The organism is Caproicibacterium sp. NSD3, assembly GCF_053613275.1.
Map to the genome: position 1 here is coordinate 1,358,355 of NZ_CM132119.1, position 14,621 is coordinate 1,372,975.

Sequence of the window (14,621 nt, forward strand, 5' to 3'; positions counted from 1 at the left end):
AATATCTGAAAATGGATCCAAAATCGGATCAATCTCAGTGCAAAATTTTACTCAGAAACGCCTGTGCCCTTGGATTTTTCGGGTGATCAAAGAATTCATCCGGATTGCCTTCTTCAAGGATCGTTCCATCTGCTACAAACATCACTCGGTCTGCCACCTGACGGGCAAATCCCATTTCATGCGTAACGCAGACCATTGTAATATTTTCTTTAGAAAGGCTAACCATAACATCCAGCACTTCCTGCACCATTTCAGGGTCCAATGCGCTGGTGGGTTCATCAAATAAAATCATCGGCTTATTCATAGCCAGCGCCCGCGCAATCGCAACACGCTGCTGCTGCCCGCCGGAAAGGTTCTGCGGATATTCATTTGCCTTTGATTCCATCCCGACACGTTTCAGGTACCGCATTCCTTCTTTTTCCGCAGCATCTTTTGGAACCATCTGCAATTTAATTGGTGCCAATGTCACATTCTGCAAAGCCGTCATATGCGGATACAAATTGAATTGCTGAAATACCATGGCGGAAGTATCCCGCACCATCTGCAAATGATTCTTTTTTGTTAAAGGAACTTCATTGATCAGAACTTCTCCGGAAGAAGGTTCTTCCAAATAATTCATCATTCGAATCAACGTACTCTTGCCAGCTCCGGAAGGTCCAAGGATTACCACTTTTTCTCCTTCCTGAATTGTCAGATTGATATCATGCAGCACTTCGTTTTTTCCATAACTTTTGCTGATATGCTTCATCTCAATCATTCTTTTCTACCCCTTTTCCGAGATCTTAATCTAAAAGAAAAAACGCCGCGCTCCTTTCCTAAAAAAGAAGCGCGGCGTCATTGCCACAAAACTAAGCTCTCAAAAATTCAATAATATAAAGATAAACTTTTTGAGTTCTGCTATAGTATATCAGTTTTCAATAAATTCGTCAACCTATGAAAATGCAATTCTTAAAGCAAATTCCTCCAAATATTAAATATTTTTGCCTGTATTTTTTATGAATAATAAAGAATTTGAATTTGATTTCATTAATATATTCATTTTTAAGCTTAAATCAGAAAGCAATTTTCTGATTGTGACTAAAAAAAGAAGACGCGCAAAGCGCGTCTTTCAAAAAGGGAGGAGAAATGATTTGGAAAAATGTTACTGCAATCTCAAAGCGGGTGTGCGGGCCGCTTTGAATATTTTTAGTATACAAGGAGAATATGGATAACTTTTAAAAGGTTTATGAAAGAATCGTGAAGTTTTCAGTATTTTTTCATGAACAAATGATTCTTGACTTTTTGCGGATTCTCAGCTATTCTAAAAACGAAAGTTTTTTGTATTTTTTTGTTTTGGAGGCTCTTTTAATATGCTGGATCAGGAATTTGAACGGCTTTATCTGCGGTTGCGTGCTACTTATTATCGGCGAATGGTCAACCGCATTGGTACCAGAGAAGGAAGCCTCAGTGCAACAGAATCTTTCTGTGTTGAAATCATTTATCTGCTTGGTACCCCTACTGTTAGTAAATTCGCACAATTTTTGAATATTTCTCTGCCAAATGCAACTTACAAAATTAATCGTCTGATTGATAAGGGTTATGTTGAAAAAGAAATATCCTCCGAAGACCATCGCGAAATTTATTTAATGGTAACGCCAAAATTTTCAAATTACTATGGTTTAAAAAATATAGATATTGCAAAGATGATGGAAAATATTCACGAAAAGTTTTCCAAACAGGAAATTGAACAATTAGAATCCATGGTTAAAAAAATCTGCAAAGAATGTTTTCCGGATTTTGAGCTTTCTTCCTCTAGAAACTGATTTTAAAAGTCGAAACAACATTTTTGGTTGTTCCGGCTTTTCTCTATTTTGATGGAAATTTTAACGAATCTAATTCAAGGAGGCAATTAAATGAAAGATTATTTCGAACTGTTGGCAGCCTTTTTTCGCATTGGTGCATTTACATTTGGTGGAGGTTATGCAATGCTCCCCATGTTGGAACGAGAATTGATCCTAAAGCATAAGTGGAGTACCATGGAAGAACTGATGGACTATTTTGCCGTTGGCCAATGTACTCCCGGTACGATTGCTGTTAATACCGCCACCTTTATCGGATACAAACGCAAAAAAGTTCCTGGTGCAATTGCCGCTACACTGGGAGTGATTCTTCCCAGTTTGATCATTATCATAATATTAGCAACAATTCTACAGCAAGTCAGCGATTATCCAATCGTTCAGAGCGCTTTTCGCGGAATCAGTGCCGCAGTCGCCGCTTTAATTGTTCAGTCCGTTTGGAAAATGGGAAAAAGTGGTGTTCAAAATGTGCTTGGTGTTTTTTTGATGATTCTTTCCTTTTATGTTGTCTTTTTTTTAAAAGTCAACCCCGTATGGGTCGTTTTAGGAGCCGGTGGAATTGGAGCATTTGCTTATTCTGAAATTGGAAAAAAGAGCTTAAAAAAGCTTTTAACTCCTTTTCATAAGGAGGAATCCAAATGATTTATTTGCAGCTTTGTATCGAATTCTTTAAAACGGGTCTTTTTTCGGTTGGAGGAGGACTTGCTACTCTGCCTTTCCTTTATTCCATGGCTGAGCGATATCCATGGTTTACAAAAGCAGAATTAACTCAAATGATTGCGGTCTCCGAATCTACGCCTGGTCCGCTGGGTGTAAACATGGCAACTTATGTAGGAATGAAAACCGCCGGCCCTCTGGGCGCAATTCTCGCTACCATTTCTTTGGTACTTCCCGGATTAATTATTATTATTTTGATTGCGCGCGCACTAGAAAAATTTCGAAAAAATCAACTGGTACAAAATGTTTTCAGTGGGCTGCGTCCTGCAGTGGTCGGAATGATTGCGTTCTCTGCAACATCCGTCCTCGAGAATGCATTTTTACTTGCCGGTACAGATTTTTCATCATTTTCTCTCGGAGCACTCGACTGGCGAAATATTCTTCTGTTCTTTGTTTTGCTCTTTGCTATATTTAAATGGAAAAAGCATCCGATCCTATATATTGCCATTGGTGCTATCGTTGGTATTTTATTTCAATTCTAATTTCACCTCCTTTTATCTAACAAAATCTATCTATCGTTTTAAATAAAAAAAGCGGCCTAACAGAGAAGGATGAAATCATCTGTTAGGCCGCTTTTTTAGCGCAATACAAGCGCCGAAACTATTTATAGAGGAGCGAAAACTATATTGAGTTGTTGTCTATTGAAAATGTGTTTATTTAAGGAATGCACCAAACATTACACTGCCGATAATCAGCACAATACCGCCACCGAGACGAGAGGACAACTGTGCATATGCAATCAATCCCATACGATCTGCAGCACCCAAAACTGCTAAGTCGCCGCTGCCACCACGGTTCGCCATGCAAAGGCCAGCCGTAATTGCAGAATCGATTGGATAGAATCCTACCCAATAGCCAACCAGTGCAGAACCAATAATTGCACCGATGACAATCAGCAATGCAATTATCATATTGCTCGGAGTAATTGCTGCAATCAAATCATTGATATTGGTATCAACCGCAACACCGACCATAATGATTAAAATGAAATTCTTTGTAAAGAAGGTCTGCATAGTCTTGCAGGCAGCACGGATATTGGCCGGAACAATTCCGGTTGCCGCAACAATTGCTACAAAGATAATCATGTAAGCAAATTGATGAATCGGAGCACCGCCGATAGTGGGCAAAATTACCTTTGCAAACAGAAGGCCGAGCGCATAAAACGCGAGCCCCAAAAGAAATGCGCCGCCAAGATCTTTCATGGAAGGCTTAACATCCTTATCTTCTGTTGCAAAGTTTCCACCCTTGCGCATCAATTCAGCTTTATCCCCTGATCCCCCTGTCCAAGTCGTTTTTTTCGTACCGAGCTTTTTAAGAAGAGCACCGGAAATAATGGCAAAAACATTTGCAATTGTTAGAATGGTAATCGCAAATGTATAATAATTTGCCGCAGGATCTCCAGTAACCGTTTGATAAATTTGGCTTAGCGGAACCGCACCTGCTCCGTTACCGCCACCCATAATTGGGAGCATATATTTAATTAGTACATTAATCGGGTTTACTCCAAAAATCAATCCTCCGAGAACACCCAGTAAGCTTGCACCAATTAGGCCTCCAAAAATGGCAGGCAAATAGCCAGCAAAAGAGCGAATCAGCATTTTACGATCCAAAGCAAGAACAGAACCAACAATCAAGAAAACAATGAAGAAAGAAAGAAAATCGGATTTATCCATTAAAGTGTTAATCCCTTGTGCGTATTTATCCGGAATCACTTTATAAGTAAACAAAAATGCGGATACGATGTAAGTCATGACAATTCCGCCGCCAATATAGGTATTCCAGAACGGAATTCTTTCACCAATTTCATCGCAAACAATCCCAATGCTCAACATCAGGGCAAAACAACCAGAAAGATCTGCAGAAAGAGCACCGGTATATTCCGCTGCAAATACAACACCAACAATTATTAAAGCCAACCACCATGGTAATCCCATTGGCTTTACAGGCGCTAAAAACCTTTTTTTGTACTCTGACATAATTATTCCTCCATATTTCTTCTCCGGGGAAGTCTAAAATTTTGCTCTATCTTATGCAACCACCGGATTTAGCCTTTTCAATCCTCTTACTCAAAATAAATTTTGCTTCTCTAAAATATCTTTAATCCTTAAATTCAAAGGGCTTTACTTCTCGAATGACATCCAAGATGGAACCATCACGGGCTTCCAGAATTCCTACTACTTTATCTTTAAACTGCACTTGCTCAGGAGTTCCGACAATCGCATAAGCTTTATCCCTCAACTCCTCAATCGTACAGAACGGCAGATGAGAATCTTTATAAGCTTCTATTAAGTCTTGCCGTTTTGGATTGATTGCAATTCCATAATCTGTTACCACAATGTCTACATCTTCTCCTGGAGTTACCACTGTGACCACCTGATCGCAAACAGTTGGGATTCTGCCGCGAATCAACGGTGCAACAATGATGGAACATTTAGAACCGGCAGCAGTATCTGGATGACCTCCGGGCGCTCCACGTAATACTCCATTAGAACCTGTAACCACATTCACATTAAAGTTTACATCAACCTCTAATGCACCCAAGATTACAAAATCCAGTCGATTGACAAAAGCACCTTTGTTCATCGGATTCGCATAAGCAGAAGTAGAAATCTCGTAGTGATTTGCATCATTTTTAAAGGATTCGATCGAACCCAAATCAAAATCCTGCGCATCTACAATGTTTCGTACCAAACCGGCTTCCAGTAAATCGCAGATTGGTTTCGTAATGCCACCGATTGCAAAACTCATATGGATATTTTTCTCTTCCATGATCGGACGAAGCATCGTATTGACCGCTAGAGAAGCGCCACCGGCACCCGTCTGAAAAGAAAATCCATCTTTAAAATAGGGAGATTCTGCAATCAGCTGTGTGCAATAATGAGCCATATTTAACTCTCGCACATCTTTCGTCATACGCACTGCGTTGCTGACGATTTTATTCGGGTCACCGATACAATCCACTTTGCAAACATAATCTACATCTGTCATAGAAATGCTCGCCGGATAATTCGGGAACGGCACCATACAATCCGTAATGACTACAACACGATCTGCATATTTTGCATCTACCATCGCATAAGACAAAACGCCGCAATCACTTTTTCCTCCAACGCCGCGCGCATTGCCATATTCATCCGAAGTAGGAGCACCAATAAAGGCAATATCAATATGAACGTCGCCCTCTTCGATTGCTCTCACACGACCTCCATGAGACCGGATAATAGCCGGATTTTTGAGCTTTCCGTGAGAAATCGCCTCGCCGATTTTGCCGCGGACACCAGAAGTCTGGATTCCAGTGACAACTCCCTCTTCGATTAGCTCTGCGACCGGGTCATGAGCAGAACCGAGAGAACTTGCACAGATGGTGATATCCTTTACCCCCATCTTTGCAACCTCTTCCATTACCATGTTGACAATTTTGTCTCCATCGCGAAAATGGTGATGAAAGGAAAGTACCATTCCATCATGGATCTTACACTTTACAAGCGCCTCATGAATGCTGGAGACCATCTTGGACTGAGTCGGGTCAATATAATTATGTACACAGGGGCCGGCTTTTTGATAGGTATCTTCGCTGCGGGCAAAGGAGCCGGAAAATACTTTCTTTCCATATTGTTTCAAAAGCTCGTCAGGAATTTCTCTGCCAACTTGATTCTTCATTTTACAGTTCCCCCTCATACACACCTGCGGCCTTTGCCAAAGACAGAGTCCGCTTTGAGCCATCGTAGAATGCGATATCGATCATCTTTCCATCGACTGTAAAAACGCCAATTCCTTTTGCACGTTTTTCTTCGATCTCACGTACGACTTTTTCTGCAAAGATAATTTCTTTTTGAGACGGTGTGAAAATCTGATGCACAGTTTCTATCTGACGAGGATTAATGATGGATTTTCCGTCAAATCCCATCTGTTTAATCATCAGGACTTCTTTTGCGAATCCTTCCATATCGTCAAGATTTGTAAATACAGTATCAAAACACTGCTTACCGGCAGCGCGTGCCGCAATAATCATGCTTTGACGTGCGCCCGCAAATTCGACTCCGGTTCCGGTAATGACTGTCTGCAAATCCTTGCTGTAATCCCCTCCGGAAAGGGCAATGCCAAACAAACGCTCACTGGAATTACAAATTTCATAGGCGTTCATAACACCTTTTGCAGATTCCAGTGCAGCCATCAACAAAGTGTGCCCTACCGGAACTTCAAATTCCTTTTCGGCAGCTTCTACAGCCGCTTCGACGCGATGGACATCTTCTGCTGTCTCTGTTTTAGAAATACGAATGACATCCGCTCCGCCTGCAACACAAACACGAACATCTTCCTGCCAGTGTGGGGTCTCCAATCCATTAATTCGGACAACCCTTTCCACTCCACGATAGTCGATTTCTTTTAGCGCATGATAAAGGGAATACCGAGCAGCATCCTTCTGATTTTCGGCTACTGCATCTTCGAGATCCAACATAATCGAATCCGGTTTATAAATATAAGGATCTTTAATCAAACCGGGTTTCTGACAATTTAAAAACATCATGGTTCTTCTTAACCGTTTTAGATTTGGATTTCTCATTTGATTGCCCCTCCCCATGGAAGATTATCGGTCTGGTCATTCGCGCGAAAAACAGCACACTCTACGCGTGCCTTTAACGTACAATCCAATGCACCACGATCTACTACGGTGATTTTTACATTGCTGACGCCCAGTCGTTTTAAAGTTTCCAGTACAGCTGCACGAATTTGATCTCCAAACTGATGGATGACTGTGCTGTCAAGGGAAAAATCAATTTTTCCGTTTCCAGGTTCCACGGTTACCTGCGCATCACTCGATTCCAATGTTCCAGCGATGGCTGACTTTTTAATGTCCATAGGTACCTCCTCGTTCTGTCAATAGTCCTAATTGTTTTTTTAACTTAAAAAACAATTTGTTTATTTTTACGTATTTAGAATAGCACGCGGGCAGTATATTTACAATTACGAATTATTCTATACAAATTATAAGATTTATGTTATAGTTGAGGCAGCTTAAAAAAGGAGGAAAAATTGATATGAATGACCGGCAATTAGAATACATGCTGGCGATTGTAAAAGAGGGTAATATTAGCCATGCGGCGGATAAGCTGCGGGTCTCACAGCCGTCCCTGAGCCAGATGATAAAACAGATTGAAAACAATCTTGGGACACAGATTTTTAAGCGCTATTCCAACCCCATAGAAATGACTTATGCCGGGCAGCAATATATCTCTGCTGCTAAAAAGATTTTAATGATCCAAAAAAATCTGCATAATGAAATCCATGATATTAACAATGAAGTCTGCGGAGTTGTCAGCCTTGGAATGCCCATTCAAAGAGGACTTGAGTTAATCTCATATCTTTTGCCGAAATTTTATAAGAAATATCCTCATGTAACCCTTAAGTTAGTAGAAAATGGTTCTGCCGCCATTGAAGAAATGGTGCTTAACGGAGAGATTGATATTGGCTGTGTAACCACCTACCCTCATTATGAAGAATTAGACTATCGTTTAGTCGAAAACGAAGAGATGATCCTTTTTGTTGATAAAGACACCGATTTTGCAAAAAGCATTCCTGCTGAAACTCCAATCACACTTGCGCAAGCCCAATATGAATCTTTTATTGCCTTAAAAAAGGGGCACAGCAGCAGAACCGTTCAAGATCAGCTCGTAATGAACTATAATATTCATCCGCGCATTCTGATTGAAACCGGCAGTATCGAAATTGCAAAGCGCGCCGCTATTGCTTGCCACGCTGTTATGCTCTGTCCGCGCAATTACTTGAATACAACCCCGGATTTACTAAATCAAGCTTGCATCTATCCCATCCTCGACATTCAGACAAAGCGAGAATTCTTTATTTGTCACCGCAAAGATTTGTATCTGCCAAAATACATGCGGGATCTGATTGAGATTCTGCTGCAAGCAAAACAAGTCGAAAAAAGCACAGACGATAAAAGCTCTTTATAAAATTGATAAAATTGCATTTTACAAATTGCTCTCTGCAAAATGTAAAAAGCTTAAAATTTTGATTCCTTTACAAGAAAATTTTTGAATGCTATAATGAACCAAAAACTTTGAAAAGAAGTGAAAGGGGAAAATTTTATGGCGGAATATTCAGCAAGCATTATTTATTCCTATGATAAACGGGCCATTAAAAAGCTTGACGCTCTCCTCAACCAAGAAGGAATTCAGCACGATAAAAATTTAGATTACACCATGGGGCTTTTTGATGAAGAAGAAAACTTGGTTGCCACAGGCTCTTGCTTTGGGAATACACTGCGCTGTCTTGCAGTAGACAGTGCCCATCAAGGAGAAGGGCTCATGAATATTGTTGTCAGCAATTTAATAGAGCATGAATACGAGATGGGCAGAATAGGTCTCTTTCTCTACACCAAATGCGAGATGGCACATAGATTTTCCTCTATGGGATTTTATGAGATTGCACGAGTAGATGACAAGGTCGTTTTTATGGAAAACCGAAAGACCGGTTTCGAATCCTATTTGCAGCAATTAAAAGAAGAAACGGCACAAAATCCGCTCTCTGCTTCTGCAAAATTGCAAGGTGCAGTCATCATGAATGCAAATCCTTTTACACTTGGACATCAGTATCTATTAAAAACCGCAGCAAAACAATGCGAATTATTGCATGTATTTATCGTGTCGGAAGATGTTTCGCTTGTTCCATTTTCAGTCCGCAAAAAATTGATTCGAGAAGGTTCTGCACAAATTCAAAATCTCGTTTATCACACGACCGGGAATTATCTAATTTCAAATGCTACCTTTCCGTCTTATTTTTTAAAGGATTCCGATACCGTGATTTTAGCGCATGCAAAACTGGACGTAACCATATTTATTCGTATTGCACAAACATTAAATATTTCGGTTCGTTTTGTAGGCGAGGAACCTTTTAGCCACGTAACAAACCTCTACAATCAAATTATGAAGGAACAGCTAGAAGAGAACGGTCTTCACTGTACCATCATTCCACGCCTGGAATCTGCTGGGGCTCCGGTGAGCGCTTCGTCCGCCAGAAGTGCCTTACAAAACGGAAATATGGAACTTTTTAAATCCCTCGTACCAGAATCGACTTGGCGCTACTTTACTTCAGCTGAAGCAAAACCAGTTGTCGAAAAAATCCGCGCCTCTAAAAACGTTATTCATTACTAAACTAGTCAGGTGAAAACATGGACATTCAAAAAATTTTAATTGGTGAACGCATAGAATTGCCGCAGATGCTTTCTGCACGTGAAAATCGCGTTCAAAAGCAGAATCAGCTGCTGCAGCAATATCAGATGACGCTGATTTCCTTTACACTTAATATTGCCGGCCCCATAAAAGTTTTTCCGCTTGCTGTAAAGACTTATGAAGAAGGGCTTGAGCTAATTAAGTACCAATGCAAAACGATGAGAATCCCTATCTGTCACTTGGAAGAAAGTCATTTTGCAACGGGTTATGAAGGTTATCTTTGTGTTCAATCGGACGCATTTAAAGTAAAAAAGGCGTTGACCGAATTAGAGGAAAATTCTTCTTTGGGACGGCTGTTTGATATCGATGTATTGGACAAAAATGGACAAAAGATCTCTCGTACCGCTCTTTCTCTTCCCCAGCGCCGCTGTCTCGTCTGTGGAGGTCCCACTTTTGTTTGCAGCCGTTCTCGCACTCATTCTTTAAATGAAATTTTGGAACATACCATTTCGATTATACAAGATTACTTTTCGGAAAAATATGCTGCGCATATTGCTTCTACAGCAGCACGCGCTCTTCTCTATGAAGTTTTGGCTACTCCAAAACCAGGATTAGTGGACAAAAACAACACAGGGGCCCATAAAGATATGGACATCGTCACTTTTGAAACGAGTTCACTTGCCCTATTGCCCTATTTTAAAGCATTCGTGAATTTTGGAATTAGTCATTGCAAATGTGATCCGCAGACGCTTTTGCCCCAACTTCGTTCCATAGGGATTCAAGCGGAAATTGCCATGCTGCGTGCTACCAAAGGCATTAACACCCATAAGGGAATCATTTTTTCTCTGGGAATTTTAGAAACAGCACTCGGAATTTGTTATGGAAATTCGATTTCGATAAATGGTAGCGTTCTGCAAAATTTATGCAAAGAAATTGCAGCCCCCATGGCTGATGATTTTTCAAATTTGACCGCAAAAAGTGCAACGACAAACGGCGAAAAACTATTTGTGCGTTACGGGATTCGCGGGGTTCGCGGAGAAGCAATCGATGGTTTCCCAATCCTGTTTGATGTGGCATTTCCAAAAATGGAACAGCTTCTGCAAGAAAATTATAATTTAAACGACACCGGTATTCTTACGCTTTTAACGATTCTTGCCAATTCGGAAGATACAAACGTAATCAGCCGTTCCTCTTATAAAAGGATGACAGAAATTCAGCACACTCTCAAAGAGGAACTAGAAAATGATTTAGAGCATCGAGATTATCTTCACTTTGCGCAAAAACTCGATCAAGAATTTATTGCCCAAAATATCAGTCCCGGCGGCAGCGCGGATATTTTAGCATTGTCCTATTTCCTCCATTTTTTAAACCAAGATTCTAATCTGTACTGATAAAACCATAAAAAACTCCTTTTCCTTATTAAGGACTAAAATTTATCCTCAATAAAGAAAAGGAGTTTAACTGATAGACTGTACACTAAAAATGTTTAAGTTTGAAAACGACTCACTTCCTTTAGCCGGCCGTTTTCATATGAAGACGAAGCCGATCCGAGATCATTGCAATAAACTCACTGTTCGTTGGTTTGCCGCGTGTATTATGAATGGTATACCCAAAATACGAATTCAAAATATCAACATCTCCACGATCCCACGCAACTTCAATCGCATGGCGAATCGCACGTTCTACGCGGGAAGGTGTCGTATTATATCTGCGGGCGACTCCAGGATAAAGCTGTTTTGTCACAGCATTGATAATATCCGGATCTTCAATTGCCATTAAAATAGAATCACGAAGATAATGGTATCCTTTAATATGCGCAGGGACTCCGATCTGATGAAGGATTTCAGTAACTTGAATTTCAAGACTTTCATTGATTGGCGCAGGCTCTTCCAATTTTAAAAGTTGATGAATTCGAAATGCCAATTCTTCGGGATTGAATGGCTGTACCGCAAGATAAGCAGCACCCGATGACAAGACCTCTCGCTCCAAAGTTGGACTGGTAAAATTACTCAAAATAATAAAAAGCGGCATATGATCCAGATTTTTCTCTTTTAGAGCATGCATAACACCTACAGCATCTAGACCCGGCATAAAGAGCCAGCTTAAAACTGCCTGCGGTTTTTGTGCTTCAATGCTCTCTAGTAGTTTTGTTCCGTCCTTCGGCACATATGTAACCTGCAGCCCTGCCTGCGAAAGGCCTTCTGCATATTCCTCCTGAAAATCCGCCGTATCGTCCGAAACAATGAGTTTGATATAATTTTCCATATTTAGTCCCCCTAATTGATATTTTATGCATTTATATTACCATATATTGGAAATAATGGCAATAGTTTATTGCAAAAAAATTTGATTTTGGGAAAAATAAAAGAGAAAAAATCAATTTGCTAACCAAAAAAATTCATTTTTCTTTAAAGAAAAACAAGTTTCAACAAAATCACATTAAAAACCTCTTTCTAATATTAGAAAGAGGAAACTCTATAATGTGGGAAAACAGACAAATTATAAAAACTTTTTTGTAGAAAAAAGCACTTGACTTTTTTCGTCATTTTATTTAAAGCATTAATTTGGAAAATACTCTTGAAATTCTATATGTATGTGTTATACTATTCAAACACACAACATATATGATGTATTGTCTTTTATGAAGAAACAATTGCAAGAAAAACGAAGGAGAGAGTTTATTATGAAGGTCATCAAACGAAACGGATCTGAAGTAGAATTTGATATTACAAAGATTATTACAGCTGTCACCAAAGCAAACGCAGTGGTTGAAGCGGCTGAGCGCATGACACCCACCCAAATACAGAGGATTGCAGAATCGGTAGATTTCTCCTGCCAAAAGATAAACCATGCTCCTTCTGTAGAAGAAATACAAGATCTTGTAGAGGATCAGATTATGGCGCATGGCGCTTTTGAAGTTGCCAAGCGCTATATCACCTATCGCTATACACAATCTTTAGTTCGTCAAAGCAATACGACTGACGAAAAGATTTTAACTCTGATTGAATGCTGCAATGAAGAAGCAAAGCAGGAAAATTCCAATAAAAACCCTGTTGTAAACTCTACGCAGCGCGACTATATGGCTGGTGAGGTTTCCAGAGATCTTACGGAACGTATTTTGCTTCCAAAAGATATTGTAGAAGCTCACCGTGAAGGACTTATTCATTTTCATGATACTGATTACTATGCACAGCATATGCACAACTGTGACTTGGTCAATCTGGAAGACATGCTTCAAAACGGTACCGTCATTACAGGTACCTTAATTGAACGTCCTCACAGCTTCTCAACAGCCTGCAATATCGCAACACAGATCATCGCACAGGTTGCTTCCAATCAATACGGCGGACAATCCATTTCTCTTGCACACTTGGCTCCGTTTGTAGATGTAAGCCGCCAGAAAATCAGAAAAATTGTTCAGCAAGAAATGGACGAAATTCATGCGCATCCTTCTGAGGAAGAATTTTATAAGCTGGTAGAAGATCGTCTTCACGATGAAGTCTGCCGTGGAGTCCAAACAATTCAATATCAGGTAACGACTTTGCTCACAACAAACGGTCAGGCTCCTTTTGTGACCGTCTTTATGTATTTGAACGAAGCAAAAAATGATCAAGAAAAGAAAGATCTGGCTTTAATCATTGAAGAAACCTTAAAGCAGCGTTATCAGGGCGTAAAAAATGAGAAGGGCGTCTGGGTTACTCCAGCTTTCCCAAAACTGATTTATGTGCTTGAAGAAGATAATATTAAAGAAGATGCTCCCTATTATTATTTAACGAAATTGGCTGCAAAATGCACTGCCAAGCGTATGGTACCGGACTACATCTCCGAAAAGAAAATGAAAGAATACAAAGAAGGCAACTGCTTCCCTGTAATGGGCTGTCGTTCCTGCCTCTCTCCTTGGAAAGATGAAAACGGAAATTATCAGTTCTATGGACGCTTTAACCAGGGCGTTGTCACATTGAATCTGCCTGATATTGCGCTTTCTTCGGGCGGCGATATTGAAAAATTCTGGAAAATTTTTGATGAGCGCCTTGATTTGTGCTACCGTGCGCTGATGTGCCGTCACAATCGTTTAATGGGGACTCTCTCTGACGTTGCTCCGATTCTCTGGCAGTATGGTGCTTGTGCGCGGCTGAAAAAGGGCGAACCAATCGATAAACTTTTAGTCGGCGGCTATTCCACCATCTCTTTGGGATATGCTGGTCTCTACGAATGCGTCAAATATATGACCGGAAAGAGCCATACAGATTCTTCTGTTACCCCATTTGCATTACAGGTGATGGAGTATATGAATGCAGCTTGTGAGCGCTGGAAGAAAGAAACCAATATCGGATTCGGAATCTATGGAACACCGTTGGAATCCACCACTTATAAATTCGCAAAATGTTTACAGAAACGTTTTGGAATTATTCCGGGAGTTACAGACAAGGGATATATTACGAACAGCTATCATGTAAATGTTACCGAAGAAATTAATGCATTCGAAAAACTAAAATTTGAAGCACAGTTCCAGCATCTTTCTACCGGAGGAGCAATCAGCTATGTAGAGGTTCCTAACATGCAGGACAATCTTGAAGCTGTTCTTCAGGTTATGAAATTTATTTATGACAACATTATGTACGCTGAACTCAATACAAAATCTGACTATTGCCAAGTATGCGGCTGGGACGGCGAAATTAAGATTGTCGAAGAAGATGGAAAGCTTGTCTGGAGATGTCCGAAATGCGGCAATGAGGATCAGGACAAAATGAATGTTGCACGCCGCACCTGTGGATATATTGGCACACAGTTCTGGAATCAAGGCCGTACAGAAGAAATTCGCGATCGCGTCATGCACCTATAAAAATTTGCCGACTTTCGCACTGTATTTTTGAAAAAG

General features: G+C 40.3%; 13 protein-coding genes. 7 read left to right on the forward strand and 6 right to left on the reverse strand.

What is annotated here, in order from left to right; translation table 11 throughout:
* Positions 1-34: 34 nt before the first annotated feature.
* Entirely contained in the window at positions 35-757 is a 723-nt protein-coding gene (locus tag ACVS9P_RS06760; protein WP_452102825.1) for an amino acid ABC transporter ATP-binding protein, read from the reverse strand.
* Between the two features lie 592 nt (positions 758-1,349).
* Here ACVS9P_RS06760 and ACVS9P_RS06765 point away from each other — a divergent pair.
* The 3 genes from ACVS9P_RS06765 (at position 1,350) to ACVS9P_RS06775 (ending at position 3,034) form a co-directional block, all read left to right on the forward strand.
* Positions 1,350-1,802 (forward strand): MarR family winged helix-turn-helix transcriptional regulator, encoded by a 453-nt coding sequence (locus ACVS9P_RS06765; RefSeq protein WP_452102826.1) that lies wholly within the window; start codon positions 1,350-1,352, stop codon positions 1,800-1,802.
* A gap of 90 nt (positions 1,803-1,892) precedes the next feature.
* On the forward strand, positions 1,893-2,477 hold the full coding sequence (locus ACVS9P_RS06770; RefSeq protein WP_452102827.1) for a chromate transporter: 585 nt from the start codon (positions 1,893-1,895) through the stop codon (positions 2,475-2,477).
* Positions 2,474-3,034: a chromate transporter gene (locus ACVS9P_RS06775; protein WP_452102828.1), complete on the forward strand. Its 561-nt coding sequence runs from the start codon at positions 2,474-2,476 to the stop codon at positions 3,032-3,034. Before ACVS9P_RS06770 ends, ACVS9P_RS06775 begins: the two co-directional genes overlap by 4 nt.
* Positions 3,035-3,205: 171 nt before the next feature.
* Here ACVS9P_RS06775 and ACVS9P_RS06780 read toward each other — a convergent pair whose 3' ends face one another.
* From ACVS9P_RS06780 to citD, 4 genes are all read right to left on the reverse strand, one after another.
* The gene (locus ACVS9P_RS06780; protein WP_452102829.1) at positions 3,206-4,528 is read right to left on the reverse strand and encodes a 2-hydroxycarboxylate transporter family protein; all 1,323 of its coding nucleotides are present in this window, start codon (positions 4,526-4,528) and stop codon (positions 3,206-3,208) included.
* Between the two features lie 121 nt (positions 4,529-4,649).
* Complete coding sequence (gene citF / locus ACVS9P_RS06785; protein ID WP_452102830.1) at positions 4,650-6,212, reverse strand: citrate lyase subunit alpha; 1,563 nt, start codon at positions 6,210-6,212, stop codon at positions 4,650-4,652.
* A 1-nt stretch (position 6,213) separates the two neighbouring features.
* The gene (locus tag ACVS9P_RS06790; RefSeq protein ID WP_452102831.1) at positions 6,214-7,116 is read right to left on the reverse strand and encodes an aldolase/citrate lyase family protein; all 903 of its coding nucleotides are present in this window, start codon (positions 7,114-7,116) and stop codon (positions 6,214-6,216) included.
* The gene (gene citD / locus ACVS9P_RS06795) at positions 7,113-7,412 is read right to left on the reverse strand and encodes a citrate lyase acyl carrier protein (RefSeq protein WP_452102832.1); all 300 of its coding nucleotides are present in this window, start codon (positions 7,410-7,412) and stop codon (positions 7,113-7,115) included. Before citD ends, ACVS9P_RS06790 begins: the two co-directional genes overlap by 4 nt.
* Positions 7,413-7,591: 179 nt before the next feature.
* Here citD and ACVS9P_RS06800 point away from each other — a divergent pair, with 179 nt between their 5' ends.
* The 3 genes from ACVS9P_RS06800 (at position 7,592) to citG (ending at position 11,133) form a co-directional block, all read left to right on the forward strand.
* On the forward strand, positions 7,592-8,524 hold the full coding sequence (locus tag ACVS9P_RS06800) for a LysR family transcriptional regulator (protein WP_452102833.1): 933 nt from the start codon (positions 7,592-7,594) through the stop codon (positions 8,522-8,524).
* Between the two features lie 135 nt (positions 8,525-8,659).
* Positions 8,660-9,724, forward strand: coding sequence for a [citrate (pro-3S)-lyase] ligase (gene citC, locus ACVS9P_RS06805; protein ID WP_452102834.1), 1,065 nt, complete (start codon positions 8,660-8,662; stop codon positions 9,722-9,724).
* A 17-nt stretch (positions 9,725-9,741) separates the two neighbouring features.
* On the forward strand, positions 9,742-11,133 hold the full coding sequence (gene citG, locus ACVS9P_RS06810) for a triphosphoribosyl-dephospho-CoA synthase CitG (protein ID WP_452102835.1): 1,392 nt from the start codon (positions 9,742-9,744) through the stop codon (positions 11,131-11,133).
* Positions 11,134-11,254: 121 nt separating this feature from the next.
* Here the strand turns inward: citG and spo0A are convergent, their stop codons facing one another.
* Positions 11,255-12,007, reverse strand: coding sequence for a sporulation transcription factor Spo0A (gene spo0A / locus ACVS9P_RS06815; protein WP_266161168.1), 753 nt, complete (start codon positions 12,005-12,007; stop codon positions 11,255-11,257).
* Positions 12,008-12,425: 418 nt separating this feature from the next.
* On the opposite strand from spo0A, the gene nrdD reads away from it, so the two are divergent.
* On the forward strand, positions 12,426-14,585 hold the full coding sequence (nrdD, locus tag ACVS9P_RS06820) for an anaerobic ribonucleoside-triphosphate reductase (protein ID WP_452102836.1): 2,160 nt from the start codon (positions 12,426-12,428) through the stop codon (positions 14,583-14,585).
* Positions 14,586-14,621 lie beyond the last annotated feature (36 nt).

Bases quoted from the DNA above. Each gene is read 5' to 3' on its own strand.
- nrdD (WP_452102836.1), top strand. From the start codon at position 12,426: ATGAAGGTCATCAAACGAAACGGATCTGAAGTAGAATTTGATATTACA.
- ACVS9P_RS06775 (WP_452102828.1), top strand. From the start codon at position 2,474: ATGATTTATTTGCAGCTTTGTATCGAATTCTTTAAAACGGGTCTTTTT.
- citF (WP_452102830.1), bottom strand. From the start codon at position 6,212: ATGAAGAATCAAGTTGGCAGAGAAATTCCTGACGAGCTTTTGAAACAA.
- ACVS9P_RS06790 (WP_452102831.1), bottom strand. From the start codon at position 7,116: ATGAGAAATCCAAATCTAAAACGGTTAAGAAGAACCATGATGTTTTTA.
- ACVS9P_RS06780 (WP_452102829.1), bottom strand. From the start codon at position 4,528: ATGTCAGAGTACAAAAAAAGGTTTTTAGCGCCTGTAAAGCCAATGGGA.
- citG (WP_452102835.1), top strand. From the start codon at position 9,742: ATGGACATTCAAAAAATTTTAATTGGTGAACGCATAGAATTGCCGCAG.
- citD (WP_452102832.1), bottom strand. From the start codon at position 7,412: ATGGACATTAAAAAGTCAGCCATCGCTGGAACATTGGAATCGAGTGAT.
- ACVS9P_RS06760 (WP_452102825.1), bottom strand. From the start codon at position 757: ATGATTGAGATGAAGCATATCAGCAAAAGTTATGGAAAAAACGAAGTG.
- ACVS9P_RS06765 (WP_452102826.1), top strand. From the start codon at position 1,350: ATGCTGGATCAGGAATTTGAACGGCTTTATCTGCGGTTGCGTGCTACT.
- citC (WP_452102834.1), top strand. From the start codon at position 8,660: ATGGCGGAATATTCAGCAAGCATTATTTATTCCTATGATAAACGGGCC.
- ACVS9P_RS06770 (WP_452102827.1), top strand. From the start codon at position 1,893: ATGAAAGATTATTTCGAACTGTTGGCAGCCTTTTTTCGCATTGGTGCA.
- ACVS9P_RS06800 (WP_452102833.1), top strand. From the start codon at position 7,592: ATGAATGACCGGCAATTAGAATACATGCTGGCGATTGTAAAAGAGGGT.
- spo0A (WP_266161168.1), bottom strand. From the start codon at position 12,007: ATGGAAAATTATATCAAACTCATTGTTTCGGACGATACGGCGGATTTT.